The following is a 22781-nucleotide window of genomic DNA, read 5'->3' on the forward strand; positions in this document are numbered from 1 at the left end:
GTGGCCGTCAATGCCGCTAAAGATTGTCCGGCGGCAACCGTTAAATATCGGGAGCATGCGCCCTTGCAACGCGGATCAGCGCCCGCAAATGCCCGTTGCAGAAGGGCGAAGACGAGAGCGACGGTGCGACCACCGGTCATATGACGAATGGTTATGTGCTATGCTACTCGGATTAGCTGTCGCATTTTAGGTCCTTCCAAGCAGACTTGATTCGCGCAATCCGCTAAACGGTCAGGCCGTGTCGCGGAAGGTTTTGTAACCCGCACTTCCTCGAGAAACTCGAAGAAAGGTGAGCGTAAAATGATGAAGCAATTCCAGTCGAACTCTTATCTGTTCGGCGGTAATGCTCCGTACGTCGAAGAGTTGTACGAGGCATATCTCGATAATCCCGCGTCAGTGCCCGAGACCTGGCGAGCCTATTTCGATGCGTTGCAGAACGTGCCCGCATCGGACGGCACCAATCACAACGACGTGGCCCACGGCCCCATCGTCGAATCTTTCGCACAACGCGCGAAGTCGAACGCCTTCCTCCCGCGTGAAGGCGCAACGGAAGACCTCGCCACCGCGCGCAAGCAAGTCTACGTTCAGTCCCTTATCGGCGCGTATCGCTTTCTCGGCTCACAATGGGCCAATCTCGATCCGCTCAAGCGCCGCGAGCGTCCGCATATCCCCGAACTCGAGCCTGCGTTCTACGACTTCACTGAAGCCGACATGGACCAGACGTTCAGCGCCACGAACCTGTATTTCGGTTTCGAGCGCGCGACGCTGCGCGAGATCGTCAAGGCATTGCGCGACACGTATTGCGGCACGATCGGCGCCGAGTACATGTACATCAGCGATCCGGAACAGAAGCGCTGGTGGAAGGAACGCCTCGAGTCGATCCGCTCGACGCCCAATTTCTCGAACGAAAAGAAGAAGCACATTCTGAATCGCCTGACGGCCGCCGAAGGCCTCGAGCGTTTCCTGCACACCAAGTACGTCGGCCAGAAGCGCTTCTCGCTGGAAGGCGGCGAGAGCTTCATCGCGTCGATGGACGAAGTCGTCCGTCATGCGGGCAAGAACGGCGTGCAGGAAATCGTCATCGGCATGGCGCACCGCGGGCGTTTGAACGTGCTGGTCAACACGCTCGGCAAGATGCCGGCTGACCTCTTCGCCGAATTCGAAGGCAAGCACGTCGACGATCTGCCGGCCGGCGACGTGAAGTACCACAAGGGCTTCTCGTCGGACGTGTCGACCGAAGGCGGCCCGGTTCACCTGTCGCTCGCGTTCAACCCGTCGCACCTCGAAATCGTGAACCCGGTGGTCGAAGGTTCGGCGAAGGCGCGTATGGATCGCCGTGGCGACGAAGAAGGCCTGCAAGTGCTGCCGGTGCAGATTCACGGCGACGCGGCCTTCGCAGGCCAGGGCGTCGTGATGGAAACGCTGAATCTCGCGCAGACGCGCGGCTACGGCACGCACGGCACGCTGCATATCGTCATCAACAACCAGATCGGCTTTACGACGTCGGACCCGCGCGATTCGCGCTCGACGCTGTACTGCTCGGACGTCGTCAAGATGATCGAGGCGCCGGTGCTGCACGTGAACGGCGACGATCCCGAAGCCGTCGTGCTCGCCACGCAGCTCGCGATCGACTTCCGCACGAAGTTCCACAAGGACGTGGTGGTGGACATCGTCTGCTTCCGCAAGCTGGGTCACAACGAGCAGGACACGCCGGCGGTCACGCAGCCGCTGATGTACAAGACCATCGCGAAGCATCCGGGCACGCGCGCGCTGTACGCCGAGAAGCTGGTGCAGCAAGGCGTGATCACCGCTGAAGACGCCGATAACTTCGTGAAGGCGTACCGTCAGGCGATGGACGAAGGCCATCACACGATCGATCCGGTGCTCTCGAACTACAAGAGCAAGTACGCGGTCGACTGGGTGCCGTTCCTGAACCGCAAGTGGACCGACGCCGCCGATACGGCCGTCCCGCTCGCGGAACTCAAGCGCCTCGCCGAGCGTGTCACGACCATTCCCGAGAACTTCAAGCTGCATCCGCTCGTCGAGCGCGTGATCAACGATCGCCGCGCAATGGGCCGTGGCGAATCGAAGCTCGACTGGGGCATGGGCGAGCATCTCGCGTTCGCGTCGCTGGTCGCATCGGGCTATGCGGTGCGTCTGACGGGTCAGGATTCAGGCCGCGGCACGTTCACGCACCGTCACGCCGTTCTGCACGATCAGAACCGCGAACGCTGGAACGACGGCACGTACATCCCGCTGCAGAACATCGCGGAAGGGCAGGCCAAGTTCACCGTCATCGACTCCGTGTTGTCGGAAGAAGCGGTGCTCGGCTTCGAGTACGGCTATTCGACCGCCGAGCCGAACACGTTCGTCGCGTGGGAAGCGCAGTTCGGCGACTTCGTGAACGGCGCGCAGGTCGTGATCGACCAGTTCATCTCGTCGGGCGAAGTGAAGTGGGGCCGCGTCTCGGGTCTCACGATGATGCTGCCGCACGGCTACGAAGGCCAGGGTCCGGAGCACTCGTCGGCGCGTATCGAGCGCTTCCTGCAACTGTGCGCGGATCACAACATGCAAGTGGTCCAGCCGACGACGCCCGCGCAGATTTTCCATCTGCTGCGCCGCCAGATGATCCGCCTGTTCCGCAAGCCGCTGATCATCGCGACGCCGAAGTCGCTGCTGCGTCACAAGGAAGCTGTGTCGGATCTGTCGGAACTGGCGAAGGGTTCGTTCCAGCCGGTCATCGGCGAAGTGGACGAAGCCATCGACGCGAAGAAGGTGAAGCGCGTGGTCTGCTGCTCGGGCCGCGTGTATTACGACCTCGTCGCGCATCGCCGCGAAGCGAAGGCGAACGACGTCGCCATCGTGCGTATCGAGCAGCTGTATCCGTTCGCGCACAAGCAGTTCGACTCGGAACTCAAGAAGTTCGAGAACGCGACCGAAGTGGTCTGGGTGCAGGACGAGCCGCAGAATCAGGGCGCATGGTTCTACGTCGAGCACCATCTGCGTGAAGGCATGAAGGAAGGGATGAAGCTCGCGTACAGCGGCCGCCCGGCTTCGGCCTCGCCGGCAGTCGGCTACTACGCGAAGCACTACGAGCAGCAGAAGGCGCTGGTCGAAGGCGCGTTCGGCCGCCTGAAGGGCGCGCAGACCATCGCGAAGTAATCTGCCTGACCGTGACCGGCGCGCGAAACGTGTGCCGGTCCCGATGCTCGTACACACAGACACGCATTAGGACAATACAGAAATGGCTATCGTAGAAGTCAAGGTTCCCCAGCTCTCCGAGTCGGTCTCGGAAGCCACCATGCTGCAGTGGAAGAAGAAGCCGGGCGAGGCTGTCGCCCAGGACGAAATCCTGATCGAAATCGAGACCGACAAGGTCGTGCTCGAAGTGCCCGCGCCGTCCGCCGGCGTGCTCGCACAAGTCATCAAGCATGACGGCGATATCGTCACCGCCGACGAAATCATCGCGAAGATCGATACCGAAGCAAAGGCAGGCGAAGCGCCCGCCGCCGTCGCCGCTGCCGGCGACGCGGAAGTGAAGCCCGCGCCGCAAGCCGAACCGGCGGTTGCATCGTCGTCGGCGAATGCACAGGCCACCGCGAGCGCAACGGGCGGTTCCGTGACGGGCGGTGCAACGTCGCCGGCCGCAACGAAGATTCTGGCGGAGAAGGGCGTATCGGCCGATCAGGTGTCGGGCACGGGCCGCGACGGCCGCATCACCAAGGGCGATGCCCTCGCCGCACAGGCAGGCGCACCGGCTGCGAAGGCCACCGCACCGGCTCCGGCCGCCGCGCCCGCGAAGGCTGCGAAGCCGTCGCTGCCGCAAGTGAACGCGCCGGCATCGGCTGATCAGTGGCTGAAGGATCGCCCGGAACAGCGCGTGCCGATGTCGCGCCTGCGTGCGCGTATCGCCGAGCGTCTGCTCGAATCGCAGCAGACCAACGCCATCCTGACGACGTTCAACGAAGTCAACATGGCGCCGGTCATGGATCTGCGCAACAAGTACAAGGACCGCTTCGAGAAGGAACATGGCGTGAAGCTCGGCTTCATGTCGTTCTTCGTGAAGGCCGCCGTTCACGCGCTGAAGAAGTTTCCGCTGGTGAACGCGTCGATCGACGGCAATGACATCGTCTATCACGGCTACTTCGACATCGGTATCGCGGTCGGTTCGCCGCGCGGCCTGGTGGTGCCGATCCTGCGCAACGCGGATCAAATGAGCCTTGCCGACATCGAGAAGAAGATCGCCGAGTTCGGCGCGAAGGCGCGCGACGGCAAGCTGTCCATCGACGAAATGACGGGCGGCACGTTCTCCATCTCGAACGGCGGCGTGTTCGGCTCCATGCTGTCGACGCCGATCATCAACCCGCCGCAGTCCGCGATTCTCGGCGTGCACGCCACGAAGGAACGTGCGGTCGTCGAGAACGGCCAGATCGTCATCCGCCCGATGAACTACCTCGCGCTCTCGTACGACCACCGCATCATCGACGGCCGTGAAGCCGTGCTGTCGCTGGTCGCGATGAAGGACGCGCTGGAAGATCCGGCGCGCCTGCTGCTCGATCTGTAAGAAGCATCGTTGCCCCGGCGCGCGCGATAGGCTCGCGCGCGCCGCGTAAAGCGTCTCCGCAGAAGCGGAGTCACCTCAAGGAAAGTCATGTCCAAAGAATTTGATGTCGTCGTGATCGGCGCGGGCCCGGGCGGCTATATCGCGGCGATTCGCGCAGCGCAGCTCGGCAAGACGGTTGCGTGTATCGAGAAGTGGAAGAACCCGGCCGGCGCGCTGAAGCTCGGCGGCACGTGTCTCAACGTGGGCTGCATTCCGTCGAAGGCGCTGCTCGCGTCGTCGGAAGAATTCGAAAACGCGTCGAAGCATCTCGCCGATCACGGCATCAGCGTGGCGGACGTGGAGCTCGACGTGTCGAAGATGCTCGCGCGCAAGGATGGCATCGTCGACAAGATGACGAAGGGCATCGAGTTCCTGTTCCGCAAGAACAAGATTACGTGGCTCAAGGGTCATGGCAAGTTCACCGGCAAGACCGGCGCGGGCGTGCAGATCGAAGTGTCGGGCGAAGGCGAAGCGGAAGTCGTCACGGCGAAGAACGTGATCATCGCGACGGGTTCGAAGGCGCGTCATCTGCCGAACATTCCGGTCGACAACAAGCTGATCGCCGACAACGAAGGCGCGCTGTCGTTCGACTCGGTGCCGAAAAAGCTCGCCGTGATCGGCGCGGGCGTGATCGGCCTGGAGCTCGGCTCGGTGTGGCGTCGTCTGGGCGCGGAAGTCACCGTGCTCGAAGCGCTGCCGCAATTCCTCGGCGCAGCGGACGAATCGCTCGCGAAGGAAGCCGCGAAGCAGTTCAAGAAGCAGGGCCTCGACATTCATCTCGGCGTGAAGATCGGCGAAGTGAAGACGACGGGCCAGGGCGTTTCGATCGCCTATACGGACAACGCCGGCAATGCGCAAACGCTCGACGCGGATCGCCTGATCGTGTCGATCGGCCGCGTGCCGAACACGGATAACCTCGGTCTCGAAGCGATCGGCCTGAAGGCGAACGAGCGCGGTTTCATCGACGTCGACGACCACTGCGCGACGAGCGTGCCGGGCGTCTACGCAATCGGCGACGTGGTGCGCGGCCCGATGCTCGCGCACAAGGCGGAAGACGAGGGCGTGGCGGTGGCGGAAATCATCGACGGCCAGAAGCCGCATATCGACTACAACTGCGTGCCGTGGGTCATTTACACGGAACCGGAAATCGCGTGGGTCGGCAAGACGGAACAGCAGCTCAAGGCCGAAGGCCGCGAGATCAAGACCGGCCAGTTCCCGATGATGGCCAATGGCCGCGCATTGGGTATCGGCAAGGCCGAGGGCTTCGTCAAGATGATCGCGGACGCGAAGACCGACGAGATCCTCGGCGTGCACATCATCGCGGCGGACGCGTCGGACCTGATCGCGGAAGCGGTCGTGGCGATGGAGTTCAAGGCGGCGTCGGAAGACATCGGCCGGATTTGCCACCCGCATCCGTCGCTGTCCGAAGTGATGCGCGAAGCGGCGCTGGCGGTGGACAAGCGCGCGCTGAACATGTAACGCTCGACGCTTCGCACGGGGTCCGTTCACCTGAAAACAGCGTGGCTGTTGACGAGTGAACGGCCCCGACGGCATCGCGAAACGAAGGCGAGCGGATCAACCGCTCGCCTTCGTCATTTCAAACGGCAGAAGATGAACGTCACCGAATACTACGAAAACGAACTGCGGACGCGGGGTTATCAATCGGACGCGGCGCAGCTTGCGGCGGTCGAGCGGCTGCAGCGCTGCTACGAGGAATGGGTGGCGTACAAGGCGCGCCGCTCGAACGCGCTAAAGAAGTTCCTTGTGCGTCCCGATCTGCCGAAAGGCGTCTACATGTGGGGCGGCGTGGGGCGCGGCAAGAGCTTCCTGATGGACAGCTTCTACGCCGTCGTTCCGGTGCAGCGCAAGACGCGCCTGCATTTTCACGAGTTCATGCGCGAAGTGCATCGCGAGCTGGAAGAGCTGAAAGGCCAAGCCGACCCGCTCGATGAGCTCGCGCGGCGCATTGCGAAGCGGTATCGGCTGATCTGCTTCGACGAGTTCCACGTCTCCGATATCGCCGACGCGATGATCCTTTATCGCCTGCTCGATCGCCTGTTCACGAACGGCGTGCAGTTCGTGATGACGTCCAACTACGATCCGGACACGCTGTATCCCGAAGGATTGCATCGTGACCGCCTGCTGCCGGCGATCGAGCTCATCAAGAAAAATCTCGACGTGCTGAACGTGGATGCCGGCACCGACTATCGCAAGCGCACGCTGTCTCAGGTGAAGGCGTATCACTGGCCGCTCGGCGCAGCGGCGGACAAGGCGCTGCGCGCGGACTACGCGAAGCTCGCGGCAGTGCCGGATGAAAGCCCGATCCTGCATATCGAGAAACGCGAAATCAAGGCACTGCGCAAGGCCGATGGCGTCGTCTGGTTCGATTTCGCGACGCTGTGCGGCGGCCCGCGCTCACAGAACGACTATCTGGAATTGGCGAGCCGCTTCCACGCGGTGATCCTGTCGGACGTGCCGCAGATGTCGCCGCGCATGGCGTCCGAGGCGCGCCGCTTCACGTGGCTCATCGACGTGTTCTATGACCACAAGGTCAAGTTGCTGATGTCGGCGGCGGTGCCTGCCGAGCAGCTCTACGTGGAAGGACCGATGGCCAACGAGTTCGCGCGCACGGTATCGCGCATTGTCGAGATGCAGTCGCAGGAGTATCTCGAGACGCCGCGCCGCACAGTGAACGTATCGCTTACCTAGGTTAATACGAGAAATCAAAAATGTGCTGTTAGCCAAACGGCATAAGGCTTGGGCCGGATTTTCAAGATTCGGATGCCTCTGATTTGCCAGCCGGAAGTCACTCGGTATTGTTCTAGCCAGTTATTAGTCAGCTAATTGGAGAGAATACCGTGAAGCCTTACCGCGATATGTCCGACGAAGAATGGCAGATGGTTGCTCCTCTGCTCCCTGAACTGCGCCCGCGTTCGGAGTTGCGCGGTCGGCCGCTCGCCAACACGCGAGCGGTGCTGAACGGCGTGCTTTGGGTGATGTACAGCGGCGCGTCGTGGTCCACGCTGCCGCGCAAGTATCCGTCGTATCAGACCTGCCATCGCCGTTTCAAGGCGTGGCACGAGTCGGGTGTGTTGCTGCGCGTGATGACGCAACTGTTCGGCCCGGCGGGGGAATCGCTTTATGCGCTCATGACGTCGCGCATGAGAGTGCCGGCCGAGATGCCTGTCGCGGCGGTGGACGTTATCGCCGGCGTGCCGGAGATTGCCGCGGCGCGTGTGCAGCATGTCGCGGCGCCCGTGCGCCACGCCGCGTGAGCGCAGCAAGAAAGACGTGACGCGCTTGCGCGTCGCTAAAAAGCCGGCGAAGACGCGGAGTCTTCGCCGGCTTTGTCGTTTATAGGTGCGTCGCGCGCATCATTCCTGCCGCAGCCACGTTTGCGAGCGGCCGAGCAGTGACACGCCGATATAGCCGCGCACCACCAGCTTTTGCCCGCCGCTCTCGAGCCTCATCCTGCATTTGTAGAGCTTGCCGTTCTCCGGGTCGAGAATGTGCCCGCCGGTCCACGCGTCGCCGTCGCGCTTCATGCCGGTGATGATCGTCATCCCTTTGATCAGCTGGTCCTTGCGCTCGTCCGTGCAGGACGTGCAGCGCCGCTCCGGGTGATCGAATTCGCCGATGCCGCGCACGACTTTGCCTTCGAGTTGCCCGTTGCCGTCGTCGACGATCTGGATGATCGCTCGCGGCTTGCCCGTCGTGTCGTCGATGGTTTGCCATGTGCCGACCGGCGTCGCCGCTTGCGCGAACGCGCCGGCTGCCGCGAACGCGAGAAACGCGGTCGTCACCGCGCGCGCCCCGAGGCGGCCGATGTAATGCGTCATGTGATGTCCTTGTTCTTGTGATGGCGCTTTGATTTTCGGATCAGGCGTTGCTTTGCAGGGCCGCCTGAAGCGTCTCGAAGGTCTGCAACGCGGTGCGGTCGAAGTGCAGCGGCGTGACCGAAATGCGCTTCGACGCGACGACGGCCGTTTCGCTGTCGGGTGCGTTTTCACGCGGTCCGCGCTGAAAGCGCAGCCAGAAATAATCGATGCCGCGTGGATCGACTTCCGGCACGACGTCGATGCCCTCCACGAGTCCGACGCCCTGCCGCGTCACGGTCAGCGGACCGGCGGCCGATGCATCGCAATCGGGGAAGTTGACGTTGAGACACGTGGGCGCGTCGTGCGAGATGGCGAGCAGCCGGCGGATGACGCCGGGCGCGAGTTCACGCGCGGTATCCCAGCGCACGTTCTCGCGATCGGAGAAGGTCTGACTGAGCGCGATGGACGGCAGCCCGAGCAACAGCCCCGTCATCGCGGCGCCGACGGTGCCGGAGAACATTGTTTCGACGCCGAGGTTGGCGCCGCGATTGATGCCCGACAGCACGAGCGTGGGCGGGGCGTCCTTCATCAGATGGCGCGCGGCCATCACGACGCAATCGCCGGGAGTGCCTTGCACGCCGAAGCGCCGCTCGCCCTGACGCGAGATGCGCAGCGGCGAATGCAGGCTGATGGAGTGCGACGTGCCGCTTTGATCGTGTTCGGGTGCGATCACCCAGACTTCGTGCGCCAGTTCCGCGGCGACGGCTTCGAGCACGGCGAGGCCGGGCGCGTCGATGCCGTCGTCGTTGGTCAGCAGCACACGTTGAACGATGGGTTCAGTAGCGGACATCGCGAGTCGCTCCTTCGGTCGGTGGTGAATGTATCGACCGATTATTACAGACTTCGCGATGAATGGCGGACCGCTTACTTCACGCCGAGGCCGCGCAGCACGGCGTTGCCGTCTTCGGTGAGGCGCACTTTCTGGCCGGTTGCGTCGGGCGACACGATTTCGACATAACCGTATTCCTGCAACGAGGCGACGTCGGGCGTGGCGGCCATCACGTCGATCGGCGCGTGCAGCAGCAAGAGCAGCGTCGCGATTTCGTGGTGACTAAGAAACCGCTTGATGGCTCGGGCGGGCCGGAGATTGGAGCGGAGGTTCATGAGCGAACTCCTTGTGTTTGCATGACGATGCGGGCCGCTTGCCGATGCGGCCGCGTTGATGTCGATGATGAAGTCGGGCAAGCGTATCGACGCATTCTTAGGCGAAACTTAAATCTTGCGTTGCGGGCGAGAAGCAGGCGTTACAGCGCGTGTCAGGAAGTCAGCGGGCGCTTCAGAAGCGATAGTCGGGATTCTCGGGATCGAAGGTCAGATCGTCGAACGGCTTCGGGGCGACGTGCTCGAAGACGATGCTTTCGAACGGATTGCCGTCGTCGTCGAACGACTCGACGGTGCGAAAGAGCGGCTGTTCCAGGTCGAGGCCAAGCACTTCGCGTTTCGCATAGAAGCCCGGCTGGCCATCGGGCGCGGTGTACGTCAGGGCGACGACGCGCACGCCGTGGACGGTTTTCACTTCAACGTTCGAGGGTTGCGTGATGCCTGTCGCGGCGAACTTGCGGCCTTCGTCGATAAAGCGTTGCGTGATGGCGTCGATACTGAGTTCGCGGATCGAATGATTCGATTGAGCGCGGGCGAGCGGCCCGTTGACGGATGCCCACATCGGCAACACGCCGAGCATGCCGCCGAGATGACCGTAGAGTTCGCCGGGGCGTTTGGATGCATCGTAGATGACTTCCTGGCCGGCGTGAGCGCCATCTGGCAGCCACTTTGCGTAGATCCGCAGCGGTTCGTGGGTGACGCGCACGAGCATGTGATCGGCGCGCCTGGGCCATCGGCCGTTGATGCGTTCGCGCCGCAGCATGGTGAATTCGCAGGATGCGTATTCGCCGAGTCCCTGTTGCAGATAACGGGGGAGCGTGTGGGGATCGAGCGAGCGAAAGAGGGTGGTGAGTTGGTTGTCGTCGAGCGCGGCGAGCGTGCCGTTAGCGGCGGCTTGCGAGAGCCAGTGCACTTGTTGATCGATGGTTTGCGTGCCGATGCTTGTGGCATCGCTTTCTTGCGCGTGGGCGTGCAGACCGATGACGAGAAACGCGAACGCAAGCAGGCCACGAAGCGAGCGGGGAAGGAGGCAAGGGCGCGTGGGCGGCATGGGACATCCTTGATTGCGGCAGCAGGGCGGGCATCGCGCGGGAGATGGGGCGAAGCGGGATGTCATCGTTAACGATGAAGCAGGTGCCTTTCTTCCGTTGATGCTTCGGGGAGTAGGTTATGCCCCGATGGATGAACGCGCCAAGGACTTGGAGGACGTGGCGCGAGGTGCTGATAGATTCGTGTGCCACCGTCGTGTGCAAGCGCTTGCATATGGTCTCGCGTAGCACGTTGCGCGGACGGGTTTCAACGAGCTAACCGCTCAGAGGGACGTGGCGCTCAATGCCGTGAGAAGTGGTTCAAGGTTGCTAATTAGTTCGAGTGCCACCGTCGTGCGATGAGGCGCTTACACATGTTTTGGCGTAACACGTTGCGCCCCACTGGTTTTGACGAGCCAAGGGGCTCGGAGGACGTGGCGCTCAGTGGGCGCGGAAGGTGATTCAAGGCTCTTTCAAGCTGAGTGCCACCGATGTTCTACGAAGTGACCACACGATTAGTGCTGCGAGCGGTTCGAAAAAAACTGCTTTCTAGGTTACTTTCTTGCATGGGACCAGAGTAAGGCGGTAAAGCGCCAACTCTGGTCGACAGCCAAGAAAGTGACCCCCGCCCCGGAAAGGGGCGAGCTACTAGACCGACACGAAACCAAGCTCCCAGCACGATCAGCCTTACCGCTCCAAAATCGCCACAACCCCTTGCCCGCCCGCAGCGCAAATGGAGATAAGCCCCCGCAAAGGCCGCCCATCGCCGCGCTCGGGCGCATTCGCGAGCAACTTGGCGAGTGTCCCGACGATGCGCCCGCCGGTCGCCGCAAACGGATGCCCCGCAGCGAGCGATCCCCCGCTCACGTTCATCCGCGAGAGATCGACAGCGCCGAGCGGCCCCACAAGTCCGAGCACGTCGCGACAATACTCTTCGTCCTGCCAGGCAGCGAGCGTACAAAGCACCTGTGCGGCGAACGCCTCATGAATCTCGTAAAAATCGAAATCCTGCAGCGTAAGACCGGCACGCGCGAGCATCGGCGGCACCGCGTACACGGGCGCCATCAACAACCCTTCACGTTGATCGATGTAATCAACCGCCGCGTTAGCGGAAACAGTGAGATAAGCAAGCACCGGCAACCCGCGACGCGCAGCCCATTCCTCGGACGCCAGCAGCACCGCCGAAGCCCCATCGGTGAGCGGCGTCGAATTCCCGGCAGTGAGCGTACCCGCATCGCGATCGAATACGGGCTTCAACTGCGCAAGCTGATCGAGCGATACATCCGGACGAAGATTGTTGTCACGCGTGAGCCCATGAAACGGCGTCAGCAGGTCGTTGAAGAACCCGCGCGAGTAAGCCGCCGCGAGCTTGAGGTGACTCTGCTGCGCGAGCGCGTCCTGCGCTTCCCGAGAAATCTTCCAGCGTTTGGCCATGAGCTCGCAATGCTCGCCCATCGAAAGCCCGGTGCGCGGCTCCACGTTGCGCGGCAGTGCCGGCCGGAAGAACATGCCAGGCCGCAGTTTCGCGAGCGCGCCGGCGCGTTGACGCGTTGAACGGCTGCGATTCGCTTCGAGCAAGATCTTGCGCAGGCGTTCGTTCACGCCGATCGGCGCATCCGATGCCGAATCGACGCCACCCGCGATGCCCGCATCGATCTGCCCGAGCGCGATCTTGTTGGCGACGAGAATCACCGCTTCGAGGCCGGTGCCGCATGCCTGCTGCACATCGTAGGCGGGCGTCTGCTTCGCGAGCGTCGTCGCGAGCGCGGCTTCGCGCGTGAGATTGAAGTCGCGCGAATGCTTGAGGACCGCGCCGGCCGCCACTTCGCCGAGCCGCACGCCGTGGAGGTCGAAGCGATCGACGAGCCCTTGCAGCGTGAAGCTCAGCATGTCCTGATTCGAAGCCGTCGCGTAAGCCGTGTTCGATCGCGCGAACGGAATCCGGTTGCTGCCGATGATCGCGACGCGGCGCACTTCGTTCATGGCAACTCCCATTCGAAACGCCCGCGCAGATGTGGACGCTCGCCCGCAAGGTCGCGCACTTCGAAGTCGCGTACATCGGGCGCGGGCTCGGCGCTCCACAGGGTTGCATCGCCGGGAAGGTAGAGCGGCAGCTTGAAATCGCCGTGCGCGTGACCCGCAGCGAGCGCCTTCGACGGAGACAGCGCCGCGAGCGTGCGTCCGAGCGTCCACATGCCATGAGCGATGGCGCGCGGAAAACCGAACGCCTTCGCGCTGAGCGCGTGCAGATGGATCGGATTGAAGTCGCCCGACGCCTTCGCGTAATCGCGCCCGAGCTGCGAGGGGAGTTGCCAGCGCGCTTCGCGAACGAGCGGCATGTCGGGCGCTTCCGCGGCACGTGGCAGCGGCGCGGCGCTCTCGCTTCTGACGCCGCGTTTCAGATAGACGCTGTCGCCATCCCAGACGGCTTCCCCGCGTCGATAAATGCGCGTGTGCAGCGTGAAAGCGTGTCCTTTCTCGTGCGCCACGACCGGCCCGCATTCCACTTCGATACGCACGCGCTGTCCGGCGGCGAGCGGCCTGCGCAGGCGCACGCTGTTCGCGAGATGCACCATGCCGAGCGCGGGCCACGGAAACGACGGGTCGGTGAGCATCATCAGATGCAGCGGAAACGCGAGCACATGCGGGAACGTCAGCGGCACGCCATGTTCCGGGATGAAACCGCACACGCGCGCATAGCGGCCGATGTGCTCGGCGTCGAGCCGCACGTCCGGGCGCACGAGCCGCAGCGCGGGCAGTTCCGGCGCACGGCCGCGTCTGAACAGGCCGGGCAGCAGGCGCCCATAGAGTTTGGCGGGCGGCGGCAAGGTGTCGATGACGACGGTGCGCGCGCGTTGCATCGGCGATGCGGACAAAGGCGTCTGCATCGCTAGGCTCCGACGAGGCTTTGGCCGCACACGCGCACGACATTGCCCGTGATGTTCGCGCACGACGGACTCGCAAGCCACGCGACGGTTTCGGCGACATCGACGGGCAGGCCGCCTTGTCCCATCGAGTTGAGGCGCCGTCCCGCTTCACGCGTCGCGAACGGCATGCGCGCGGTCATGTGCGTTTCGATGAAGCCCGGCGCGACCGCGTTGATCGTGATGCCGCGTTCGCGCAAGAGCGGCGCCATGCTTTGCACGCGCCCGATCACGCCGGCCTTCGATGTCGCGTAGTTCGTCTGTCCGCGATTGCCCGCAATGCCGCTGATCGACGACACCGCCACGATGCGGCCTCCCGCACGCAGCACGTTTCGAGCGAGGAGCGCATCGTCGATGCGTTCCTGCGCGAGCAGATTGATCTCGAGCACGCTGTCCCACATCTCGCCGGTCATGCGCGCGATGGTCTTGTCGCGCGTGATGCCCGCGTTGTGCACGACGATATCGACGCCGCCCGACGCAAGAAGCGCCGCCGCGATCTCGGCGGGCGCATCGGGAGCGGCGATGTCCGCGATGAGCGCGGCATGCGCGCCGCCCGACGGCGACGCGTCTTCGATCGCGAGCATGGTCTGGTCGAGCGCGTCGCGGGCCGCCTCGATATCGATTCCGGTGACGATCGCGCCTTGCGTCGCCAGCACGGTCGCAATCGATGCGCCGATGCCGCGCGCCGCGCCTGTCACCACGGCGCGCGTGCCGGCGAGCGGTGTCGCGTAGCTTGCCGGGGCGGCAGCGGGACCGTCGGTATGCACGACCTGCCCCGAGACGTAGGCCGAACGCGGTGAGAGGAAGAACCGCAGCGCGCCTTCGATATCTGCGTCGCCGGCCACGTAAAGCAGATTCGACGTGACGCCGTTGCGCGCCTCCTTGCCGAGCGAACGCGTCATGCCTTCGAGCGCGCGCTGGGCGGTGGCGGCGCGCGGGCTCGCGCATGACGAGGGCGCACGCCCGAGCAGGATGATCCGTCCGCTTTTGGCGAGCGAGCGTATCGCGTCGTGGAAGAACGAGTACATCGGCCGAAGCGCGCTGCTTTCGGTGATGCCGGTTGCATCGAAGATCAGCGCGTGGACGCGGTGTGTCGCGGCGGCATCGGCGGGGGACGGTTCGAATCGGCCGCTCATCGCGCCCTGGGCCTGCGCGAGCGCCAGCCAGCCGGGCGCGCTGTCATGGGCGATGCCCGTCATGCCGATGGCAGTGAGCACGCGGATGAGCTGATCGAACATTTGCGGCGACGGCCCGGCGCCGATGGCGGCTATGGCGCCGAACTCGGCTTCGCCCGGTCGATGGCGGCGCAGCACCTCGGGCTTCGGCAGCCCGAGCGCGCGGGCGAGGCTCGTGCCGAAGGGCGAATTGACGAAGTCGAGATAGCGGTCTTTCATCGATTCATGTTTGGCGGACGGAACCGGTGGAGAGCGCGGCGCTGTGCGCGGCGCGGTTATGCGTGCGGCAAAGGACTCAGGATACGCAAGTCTTGAAGCACGCACTTCTCACGGCAGCGGCGAGATTTCGCCGGACCGCGAAAAAAGGATAACCGCTTTGATGCGTCTGATGTGTTCGTCGCCTTCGGTGTAGTCGCCGCCAGATGACTCGCGCAGGTCAACGAGACACCAAGGCTCCGCTGCAGCGGGGAGCCCCAGTGCCGCCCGAACTACCCGGCCGCTCTCATTTCCTGCGCCGACCGCGTCATATCGATTCCCTTGCGCTCGCGGCTGAAGAAAATCAACGCCGCAATAACGACCGCGACCGTCCCCGCGACGATCGCCATCGCCATTCCATAATTATTTCCGTGCGCTGTCGCGATGCCTGCTTGCATCGTGGCATTAATGGCCGCCAGCAGATTGCCGAGTTGATATACGAGCCCCGGAAACGTCGCGCGAATCTCATCCGGCGATATCTCGTTCAAATGCACTGGAATGACGCCCCACGCGCCCTGGACGGAAATCTGCATCAGGAACGCGCCGATTGCGAGAGCCACAGGTCCCGCCGAGAAAGCCCACAAGTAAAGCACCGGCAATGCGATCAATGCCGCGATGAAAATCGCGACGCGCCGTCCGATTCGCTCCGACATCGCGCCGAAAAATAGTCCGCCGACGATCGCGCCGATATTCAGCACGATGGTAATCATCGACACCGTGTGCGGATCGAAATGATGCTGTTCGCGCAAAAACGTCGGATAAAGATCCTGCGTGCCATGCGAGAAGAAATTGAATGCGGTCATCAGGACGATCGCGTAAAGCGAGAGCGTCCAGTTCTGCTTCAGCGTCGCAATCAGACCGGGCCGCTCGCGCTTTTCCATCGCGCGCCAGGCGGGGGATTCCGGCACGTGCGCCCGCACATAGAGCACGAGCAGCGCCGGCGCGACGCCGACGAAGAACATGCCGCGCCAGCCTACGTATTGATAGAGCACGCCAAAGACGATCGACGCCAGCAGATAACCGCTCGGATAGCCCGCCTGCAACAGGCCGGAAACGAAGCCGCGCGCTTTCGGCGGCACGGTTTCCATCGTCAGCGCGGAACCCACGCCCCATTCGCCGCCCATCGCGATGCCGAAAAGCGCGCGGAGAACGAGTAGCGTCATCAGATTCGGCGATAACCCCGACAGCAATTCCAGCAGCGAGTAGATCGCGATGTTGATCATCAGTGTCGGACGGCGGCCGTATTTATCCGCCAGCCGGCCGAAAATCAGCGCGCCGACGGGGCGCATGGCGAGCGTCAACGTAATGGCAAAGGCAACTTCGGGAATACTGGTTTTGAACTCGGCTGCGATGTCTTTCAATACGAAGACCATCAGGAAGAAATCGAATGCATCCAGCGTCCAGCCCAGATAAGTCGCAATCGTCACGTTTCTTTGTTCTCGCGTCCAACTCATCGCCTGGTCTCCAGTTCGGTTCTGATTAGTCAGCGTTGAGATGCGGCAAGGCGTGATACCCAGGCCGTATCGAGCGCGCGGCAGCGCAGAGCGGTCGCGCGGGCACGACGAGTGTACGCCGCTGCTTAATGGCGTGCTGAATTCGAACGGAGAGCGAGTGTTAGTCCGGGGCTAATATGGATAACCGGATTCTGGATTAATCCATTTGCCTTCGATCAAACGAAAGATTGGAACGAATACGAAAGGGCGCTGAATTAATTTCGCAATGAAGAAGACGTCGCGGCAAACAAAAAGCCCCACGTTGAAGCGTGGGGCTGATTGCGGCGCTGTTGCGCGTTCGCGTGTTTCGCGAGAGGGACCTTGGTGCCCAGGAGAGGACTCGAACCTCCACGGTGTTGCCACCGCTAGGACCTGAACCTAGTGCGTCTACCAATTCCGCCACCTGGGCCAAGGGGTACAGCAGGCCCGCTATTTTAGCGGGAAGCCGGGTGGTGTCAACTGCAGACGCTCACACCGGCCAGAGACGAAAAACACAGTCTCTGCATAAAAAGAAAACGCCACCCGAGGGTGGCGTTTTCCAACATCTGGTGCCCAAGAGAGGACTCGAACCTCCACGGTGTTGCCACCGCTAGGACCTGAACCTAGTGCGTCTACCAATTCCGCCACCTGGGCAAGGGTGCGTGTACTGCGTGTTTTGCGTGCGTTCAGCAGCAAAGAACGCCATTGTAGCGTGTTCCTGAGGCGTGTCAAGCCTTCCTTGCGATGATTTCTCTGGACCGGCGTTTGCACGCAATCCGCGTCGAAGCGGCCATCGGAATGATCATCGGCGTAAGCGCTGCACGGCAAGAATCACGGCAAACCGCCGTATGGCACGGTGTTAGAATCGTTTCGACGATTGCCGCTCGACTCGCGGCAAAACACGCGAAAGTCCCGTTCAACGAGAAGAACATTATCAAGCCCTTGAGCAAATATCCGTATCCGATTCCCAGCCGCGAAGAAATCCTCGGTGTGCTGCGCACGAGCGAGACTCCACATGCCGCGAACGACATCGCCGAGGCGCTGTCGATCAAGCGCCAGGAGCGCGAAGGCTTCTTCAAGCGACTGGCGGCCATGGAACGCGACGGGCAAATCCGCCTCGACAAGCGCGGCCATTACCAGCTCACTCATCCGTCGAACTTCGTCGCGGGCCGCGTGCAGGGTCATCGCGATGGCTTCGGCTTCCTGATTCGCGACGACGGCCAGGACGATCTGTTCCTGCCGAACGGCGAGATGCAAAAGGTCATGCACAACGATCGCGTGCTCGCGCGCATCGTCGGCTACGACCGGCGCGGGCGGCCGGAAGGCCATATCGTCGAGGTCACCGAGCGCGCGAACAAGCGCGTTATCGGGCGGCTTATCAACGAGAATGGCGCGCTGCTCCTCGTGCCGGAAGACAAGCGCATCGGCCACGACATCCTGATCACGCAGAATCCGAAGAAGGCGAAGGTCGGGCAAGTGGTGTCCGTCGATCTGACGGATTTCCCGAGCCGGCATTCGCAGCCGCTCGGGCGCGTGGCCGAAGTGATCGGCGACATTGACGATCCCGGCATGGAAATCGAAATCGCCGTGCGCAAGTACGGCGTGCCGCATGAGTTCAGCGAAGGCGCGCTCGCCGCAGCCGCGAAGCTGCCCGACGAAGTGCGTCCGGCGGATATCCGGCATCGCGTCGACTTGCGCGACGTGCCGCTCGTCACGATCGACGGCGAAGACGCCCGCGATTTCGACGACGCCGTCTATTGCGAGCCGATCACCGTCGGCCGCGGCTCGGGCTTCCGTCTGCTGGTGGCGATCGCGGACGTCTCGCACTATGTGCAGCCGGGCGAGCCGCTCGATGTCGACGCGCTCGATCGCAGCACATCGGTGTACTTCCCGCGCCGCGTGATTCCGATGCTGCCGGAGAAGCTCTCGAACGGCTTGTGCTCGCTGAACCCGGATGTCGATCGCTGTGTGCTGGTGTGCGACATGGTCATCACGGCGCGCGGCGAGATCAAGGCGTATCAGTTCTATCCCGGCGTGATGCACTCGGCGGCGCGGCTCACCTACACGGAAGTCGCGGCGATCCTCGCCAACACGAAGGGGCCCGAAGCCGCGCGACGCGCCGAGCGCGTGCCGGACCTGCAGAACCTGCACGGCGTGTTCAAGTCGCTGCACGCGGCGCGGCAGAAGCGCGGCGCAATCGACTTCGACACGACCGAGACGTACATCGTCGTCAACTCGCAAGGCAAGATCGAGCAGATCGTGCCGCGTCATCGCAATGACGCGCATCGGCTGATCGAGGAATGCATGCTGGCCGCGAACGTCTGCGCGGCGGATTTTCTCAAGCGCAACAAGCATCCGGGCCTTTATCGCGTGCACGCGGGGCCGACCGAAGAGAAGCTCGAGAACCTGCGCCAGTTTCTGCGCGGCGTGGGCCTCACGCTGACCGGCGGCGACAAGCCGCATGCAAGCGATTACGCAGCGCTGATCGCGCAAATCCGCGACCGGCCTGACGCGCAGATGCTTCAGTCGATGGTCCTGCGCTCGATGCAGCAGGCGGTCTACAGTCCGGACAATATCGGCCACTTCGGGCTTGCGTACGAGGCGTACGCGCACTTCACGAGCCCGATTCGCCGCTATCCCGACTTGCTCACGCACCGCGCGATCTACGCGATTCTGCAGGGCAAGAAGTACGTGCCGAGCATCGGACACGACGTATCGCTTAGCACCGGCCTCACGAAGGCGGCGCGCGAAATGCAACTGGCCGACGACAGCGCGCGCGGCCGCTCGCGCAACAACGTCGCGGTGTGGGAGGAGTTGGGGCTGCATTGCTCGTCGAACGAGCGCCGCGCCGACGAAGCCTCGCGCGATGTCGAAGCATGGCTCAAGTGCTACTTCATGCGCGACAAGCTGGGCGAGGAATACGGCGGCATGGTGAACGGCGTGACGTCGTTTGGTATCTTCGTGCAACTCGATTCGCTGTTCATCGAAGGGCTCGTGCACGTGACGGAGCTTGGCTCCGACTACTTCCAGTACGACGAGATCAAGAACGAACTGCGCGGCGAGCGCACCGGCATCCGCTATCGCATGACGGACCGCGTGCGCGTGCAGGTCGGCCGCGTCGATCTCGATGCGCGCAAGATCGATTTCCGCCTCGTGCGCGATACGCCGGTGAAGCCGTCGCCGAGGCCGTCGCCCGCGCCGGAGCATGGCGCGCCGGGCGGCAATGGTTCGTCGTCGGGTCCGCGCATCCGTCAGCTGGCCGATGACGATACGCCGGGCACGCGTCAGCGCGGCGGCTCGAAGAAGGGCGGGACGGCTACGGCGCGCAGCGGCGCGGCAAAGAAGCGCGGCGCGGCGTCGAAGTCGCCGGCGCAGGCGAGACCGGCTCGCAAGAAGCGCGGATAAGCGCTGACGGGCGCGGTCGATCGCCCACTACATTACGCGCGGTCCGATGCGTTTTCGCGTCGGACCGCGTCGTGCTTTTCATGGTTTCCAGCGAAGGTTCAGATCAGTCATGTCACGTCTCAAGGTTCTATACGGTTTTCACGCGGTGACGGCGCGTTTGCGCGCGGATGCATCGTCGATCGAGGAGGTGCTGTACGACCCCACGCGCAAGGATCGGCGCATGCAGGACTTTCTGCGGACCGCGAAGGAAGCGGGCGTGCGCCTGATCGCCGCCGATGAATCGCGCCTGTGGGGCCTCGCGGGCAACATCCAGCATCAGGGAGTGGTCGCGCGCGCGAACGACCTGCCGCTCGCGCAGAATCTGGCCGAACTGCTCGACGGCATCTCCGGTACGCCATTGCTGCTGGTGCTCGACGGCGTCACCGATCCGCACAACCTCGGCGCGTGCCTGCGGGTCGCGGATGCGGCCGGGGCGCATGCGGTGATCGCGCCGCGCGACCGTTCCGCCGGTTTGAACGCGACGGCCGCGAAAGTGGCGAGCGGCGCGGCGGAAAGCGTGCCGTACATCACCGTGACGAATCTGGCGCGGGCGCTGCGCGAACTGAAGGACGCGGGCGTCTGGGTGATCGGCACGGCGGGCGAAGCAACGGCGAGCCTGTATGAGACGAAGCTGGACGGCCCGGTGGCGATCGTCGTCGGCGCGGAAGGCGAGGGCATGCGCCGCCTCACGCGCGAGACCTGCGACGAGATCATGAACATTCCGATGGCGGGGACGGTGGAAAGCCTGAACGTATCGGTGGCGAGCGGGGTGTGTCTGTTCGAGGCGGTGCGGCAGCGGGGAGTGAAGAAGTAACGTGCGCGTCGTGCTTCGCCTGTCGTCAGTGGCGCTTGCCTGCGCCATCGCCATGACCCTCACCGCCTGCACTTCCACCATGCAAAACCGCGGCACCTACATCGCCGACACGCAATATCACGCGAAAAACGCCGATTCCCGCGTGCGCTTCCTCGTGATGCACTACACCGAGATCGACGAAGCGCGTTCGCTCGCCGTCCTGACCGGCGACGAGGTCAGCGTCCATTACGTCGTGCCGGATGCCCCGCGCATCCACGACGGCGAGCCGGTCGTCTATCAGCTCGTGCCGGAAGACAAGCGTGCGTGGCATGCGGGTCAAAGCTACTGGCAGGGCGCGACGGAGCTGAACGCTTCGTCGATCGGTATCGAGAACGTGAATCTCGGCCCCGTCGATACCCCCTCCGGCCGCGCGTGGCAACCGTATCCGCCGGCGCAGATCGACGCCCTCGTGAAGCTCTCCCGCGACATCGTCGAGCGATACGGCATTCCGCCGACGCGCATCGTCGGCCACAGCGACATCGCACCGCAACGCAAGATCGATCCCGGCCCGCTGTTTCCGTGGCGCACGCTATACGATGCGGGCATCGGCGCATGGCCCGATGCACCGGCGGTCGCGACGCATCTCGCCGGCCGCGATCCGAAAGCGCCCGTCGACGTGCGCGCGCTGCAGCAGAAGCTCAAGCGCTACGGCTACGACATCGCCGCCGACGGCGTATTCGACGACCGCACGCGCCGCGTCTTCAGCGCGTTCCAGATGCATTTCCGCCCGTCGGACTACGAGGGCGATGCGGACGCCGAAACCGATGCGATCGCGCAGGCGCTGCTCGACAAATACTTCCCTCGATAAGACTCAACGAAAACATGGGCGATTACTTTCTGCCGATACGCGCGCTGCATATGGCGTGCGCCGGTCTCAGCATCGCGGGCTTCGCGTTGCGCTGGATCTGGATGCTGACGAACTCGCGGCTGCTCACCGCACGCGCGACGAAAATCGTCCCGCATATCGTCGATACGCTGCTGCTCGCGAGCGCCGTCGCGCTGGTCGCGATCATCGGCTTCGGGCCGAACGCCGCGTGGCTGTCCGCGAAAATCGCCGGCCTCGTCGTCTACATCGTGCTCGGCACGCTCGCGCTGAAGCGTGGCCGCACGAAGGGCGCACGCGCGGTCTTCGGCGTGCTGGCGATCGCCGTGTTCGCGTTCATCGCATCGGTTGCGCGCACGCATGATCCGCTCGGCTTCCTGCACGCCATCGCCTGAACCCGCGCAAAAACGCGTGGCCGTCGCGCGGGCTCCGATAAAATCGGAGTTTTCTCTCACGCGCAGCACCACTTCATGACTCAGGACGAACTCAAGCAGCTGGTCGGCCAGGCCGCCGCCGACTATGTGAACGCGCAGGTGCCGGAAGGCTCGATCATCGGCGTCGGCACCGGATCGACGGCCAATTGCTTCATCGACGCGCTCGCCGCATCGAAGTCGCGTTATCGCGGCGCGGTGTCGAGCTCGCTGGCCACGACCGCGCGGCTCGAATCGCACGGCTTCCAGGTGTTCGACCTGAACGATATCGAATCGCTGCCGGTCTATGTCGACGGCGCCGACGAAATCGACGTGAGCGGCGCGATGATCAAAGGCGGCGGCGGCGCGCTCACGCGCGAGAAGATCGTGGCGTCGGTGGCGGACGTGTTCGTCTGCATCGCCGATGCGAGCAAGCGCGTCGACGTGATGGGCACCTTCCCGCTGCCTATCGAAGTCGTGCCGATGGCGCGCACGGCGATCGGCCGCAAGCTGACGGCGCTCGGCGGCGTGCCGATTGTGCGCGTGACGAAGGACGGCATGCCCTTTATCACCGACAACGGCAACGAGATCATCGACGTGAAAGGCCTGTCGATCACCGATCCTCGCGCGCTCGAAGCGCAAATCAACGCGTGGCCGGGCGTGGTGACGGTCGGTCTCTTCGCGGCGCGCGGGGCGAACGTGTGTCTGCTGGGCACGGAGCAGGGCGTCGAGCGCATCGACTACTGAAGCGCCGCAACACAAGCGAAAAAGGCCGGGCAACGCGAGTCGCCCGGCCTTTTTTTGATGTGTGCAAA

18 protein-coding genes and 2 tRNA genes are annotated in these 22781 nt (G+C 63.6%); 10 read left to right on the top strand and 10 right to left on the bottom strand.

Annotated features, from left to right (window positions below):
* Positions 1–300: 300 nt before the first annotated feature.
* From LDZ21_RS05705 to LDZ21_RS05725, 5 genes are all read left to right on the top strand, one after another.
* Entirely contained in the window at positions 301–3162 is a 2862-nt protein-coding gene (locus LDZ21_RS05705; protein WP_035969172.1) for a 2-oxoglutarate dehydrogenase E1 component, read from the top strand.
* A gap of 82 nt (positions 3163–3244) precedes the next feature.
* Positions 3245–4564: a 2-oxoglutarate dehydrogenase complex dihydrolipoyllysine-residue succinyltransferase gene (gene odhB, locus LDZ21_RS05710; protein ID WP_244794568.1), complete on the top strand. Its 1320-nt coding sequence runs from the start codon at positions 3245–3247 to the stop codon at positions 4562–4564.
* 87 nt (positions 4565–4651) lie between these two features.
* The gene (gene lpdA / locus LDZ21_RS05715) at positions 4652–6082 is read left to right on the top strand and encodes a dihydrolipoyl dehydrogenase (RefSeq protein WP_244794569.1); all 1431 of its coding nucleotides are present in this window, start codon (positions 4652–4654) and stop codon (positions 6080–6082) included.
* A gap of 132 nt (positions 6083–6214) precedes the next feature.
* A complete protein-coding gene (zapE, locus tag LDZ21_RS05720; protein WP_035970553.1) occupies positions 6215–7312 on the top strand; it encodes a cell division protein ZapE in 1098 nt (365 codons plus the stop codon).
* Between the two features lie 149 nt (positions 7313–7461).
* Complete coding sequence (locus LDZ21_RS05725; protein ID WP_052006079.1) at positions 7462–7878, top strand: transposase; 417 nt, start codon at positions 7462–7464, stop codon at positions 7876–7878.
* 99 nt (positions 7879–7977) lie between these two features.
* On the opposite strand, the gene LDZ21_RS05730 is transcribed toward LDZ21_RS05725, so the two are convergent.
* The 10 genes from LDZ21_RS05730 to LDZ21_RS05775 all read right to left on the bottom strand — a co-directional run bounded on the left by LDZ21_RS05730 (position 7978) and on the right by LDZ21_RS05775 (position 17090).
* Positions 7978–8442, bottom strand: a complete 465-nt coding sequence (locus tag LDZ21_RS05730) for a DUF2147 domain-containing protein (RefSeq protein WP_244794570.1) — start codon at positions 8440–8442, stop codon at positions 7978–7980.
* A gap of 40 nt (positions 8443–8482) precedes the next feature.
* Positions 8483–9271: a 5'/3'-nucleotidase SurE gene (gene surE / locus LDZ21_RS05735; RefSeq protein ID WP_244794571.1), complete on the bottom strand. Its 789-nt coding sequence runs from the start codon at positions 9269–9271 to the stop codon at positions 8483–8485.
* Positions 9272–9345: 74 nt separating this feature from the next.
* Positions 9346–9585 (bottom strand): hypothetical protein, encoded by a 240-nt coding sequence (locus tag LDZ21_RS05740; protein ID WP_244794572.1) that lies wholly within the window; start codon positions 9583–9585, stop codon positions 9346–9348.
* A 172-nt stretch (positions 9586–9757) separates the two neighbouring features.
* On the bottom strand, positions 9758–10633 hold the full coding sequence (locus LDZ21_RS05745; RefSeq protein WP_244794573.1) for a DUF1571 domain-containing protein: 876 nt from the start codon (positions 10631–10633) through the stop codon (positions 9758–9760).
* 664 nt (positions 10634–11297) lie between these two features.
* Entirely contained in the window at positions 11298–12593 is a 1296-nt protein-coding gene (locus LDZ21_RS05750; RefSeq protein WP_244794574.1) for an acetyl-CoA C-acetyltransferase, read from the bottom strand.
* Positions 12590–13498, bottom strand: a complete 909-nt coding sequence (locus tag LDZ21_RS05755) for a MaoC family dehydratase (protein WP_244794575.1) — start codon at positions 13496–13498, stop codon at positions 12590–12592. Before LDZ21_RS05755 ends, LDZ21_RS05750 begins: the two co-directional genes overlap by 4 nt.
* Positions 13499–13500: 2 nt before the next feature.
* The gene (locus LDZ21_RS05760) at positions 13501–14928 is read right to left on the bottom strand and encodes a 3-oxoacyl-ACP reductase (protein ID WP_244794576.1); all 1428 of its coding nucleotides are present in this window, start codon (positions 14926–14928) and stop codon (positions 13501–13503) included.
* Positions 14929–15197: 269 nt separating this feature from the next.
* The gene (locus LDZ21_RS05765; protein WP_244794577.1) at positions 15198–16418 is read right to left on the bottom strand and encodes an MFS transporter; all 1221 of its coding nucleotides are present in this window, start codon (positions 16416–16418) and stop codon (positions 15198–15200) included.
* A 361-nt stretch (positions 16419–16779) separates the two neighbouring features.
* A tRNA-Leu gene (locus LDZ21_RS05770) sits at positions 16780–16866 on the bottom strand.
* A gap of 137 nt (positions 16867–17003) precedes the next feature.
* Positions 17004–17090: transfer RNA gene (locus LDZ21_RS05775), tRNA-Leu, on the bottom strand.
* A 288-nt stretch (positions 17091–17378) separates the two neighbouring features.
* On the opposite strand from LDZ21_RS05775, the gene rnr reads away from it, so the two are divergent.
* The 5 genes from rnr to rpiA all read left to right on the top strand — a co-directional run bounded on the left by rnr (position 17379) and on the right by rpiA (position 22713).
* The gene (gene rnr, locus LDZ21_RS05780) at positions 17379–19841 is read left to right on the top strand and encodes a ribonuclease R (RefSeq protein ID WP_244794578.1); all 2463 of its coding nucleotides are present in this window, start codon (positions 17379–17381) and stop codon (positions 19839–19841) included.
* 109 nt (positions 19842–19950) lie between these two features.
* On the top strand, positions 19951–20694 hold the full coding sequence (gene rlmB, locus LDZ21_RS05785) for a 23S rRNA (guanosine(2251)-2'-O)-methyltransferase RlmB (RefSeq protein WP_035970564.1): 744 nt from the start codon (positions 19951–19953) through the stop codon (positions 20692–20694).
* Between the two features lie 52 nt (positions 20695–20746).
* The gene (locus tag LDZ21_RS05790; protein ID WP_244794774.1) at positions 20747–21541 is read left to right on the top strand and encodes an N-acetylmuramoyl-L-alanine amidase; all 795 of its coding nucleotides are present in this window, start codon (positions 20747–20749) and stop codon (positions 21539–21541) included.
* A 14-nt stretch (positions 21542–21555) separates the two neighbouring features.
* Positions 21556–21951, top strand: coding sequence for a SirB2 family protein (locus LDZ21_RS05795; protein ID WP_244794579.1), 396 nt, complete (start codon positions 21556–21558; stop codon positions 21949–21951).
* Between the two features lie 75 nt (positions 21952–22026).
* The gene (rpiA, locus tag LDZ21_RS05800; protein ID WP_244794580.1) at positions 22027–22713 is read left to right on the top strand and encodes a ribose-5-phosphate isomerase RpiA; all 687 of its coding nucleotides are present in this window, start codon (positions 22027–22029) and stop codon (positions 22711–22713) included.
* Positions 22714–22781: the final 68 nt, after the last annotated feature.

Source organism: Caballeronia grimmiae, from assembly GCF_022879615.1.
Lineage (GTDB): Bacteria > Pseudomonadota > Gammaproteobacteria > Burkholderiales > Burkholderiaceae > Caballeronia > Caballeronia grimmiae.

Coding starts and splice junctions, on each gene's coding strand:
- LDZ21_RS05740 (WP_244794572.1), bottom strand. CDS start 9,585: ATGAACCTCCGCTCCAATCTCCGGCCCGCCCGAGCCATCAAGCGGTTT.
- rpiA (WP_244794580.1), top strand. CDS start 22,027: ATGACTCAGGACGAACTCAAGCAGCTGGTCGGCCAGGCCGCCGCCGAC.
- LDZ21_RS05705 (WP_035969172.1), top strand. CDS start 301: ATGATGAAGCAATTCCAGTCGAACTCTTATCTGTTCGGCGGTAATGCT.
- LDZ21_RS05755 (WP_244794575.1), bottom strand. CDS start 13,498: ATGCAGACGCCTTTGTCCGCATCGCCGATGCAACGCGCGCGCACCGTC.
- LDZ21_RS05790 (WP_244794774.1), top strand. CDS start 20,747: ATGACCCTCACCGCCTGCACTTCCACCATGCAAAACCGCGGCACCTAC.
- LDZ21_RS05760 (WP_244794576.1), bottom strand. CDS start 14,928: ATGAAAGACCGCTATCTCGACTTCGTCAATTCGCCCTTCGGCACGAGC.
- lpdA (WP_244794569.1), top strand. CDS start 4,652: ATGTCCAAAGAATTTGATGTCGTCGTGATCGGCGCGGGCCCGGGCGGC.
- zapE (WP_035970553.1), top strand. CDS start 6,215: ATGAACGTCACCGAATACTACGAAAACGAACTGCGGACGCGGGGTTAT.
- LDZ21_RS05765 (WP_244794577.1), bottom strand. CDS start 16,418: ATGAGTTGGACGCGAGAACAAAGAAACGTGACGATTGCGACTTATCTG.
- LDZ21_RS05750 (WP_244794574.1), bottom strand. CDS start 12,593: ATGAACGAAGTGCGCCGCGTCGCGATCATCGGCAGCAACCGGATTCCG.
- LDZ21_RS05795 (WP_244794579.1), top strand. CDS start 21,556: ATGGGCGATTACTTTCTGCCGATACGCGCGCTGCATATGGCGTGCGCC.
- odhB (WP_244794568.1), top strand. CDS start 3,245: ATGGCTATCGTAGAAGTCAAGGTTCCCCAGCTCTCCGAGTCGGTCTCG.
- LDZ21_RS05730 (WP_244794570.1), bottom strand. CDS start 8,442: ATGACGCATTACATCGGCCGCCTCGGGGCGCGCGCGGTGACGACCGCG.
- LDZ21_RS05745 (WP_244794573.1), bottom strand. CDS start 10,633: ATGCCGCCCACGCGCCCTTGCCTCCTTCCCCGCTCGCTTCGTGGCCTG.
- rlmB (WP_035970564.1), top strand. CDS start 19,951: ATGTCACGTCTCAAGGTTCTATACGGTTTTCACGCGGTGACGGCGCGT.
- surE (WP_244794571.1), bottom strand. CDS start 9,271: ATGTCCGCTACTGAACCCATCGTTCAACGTGTGCTGCTGACCAACGAC.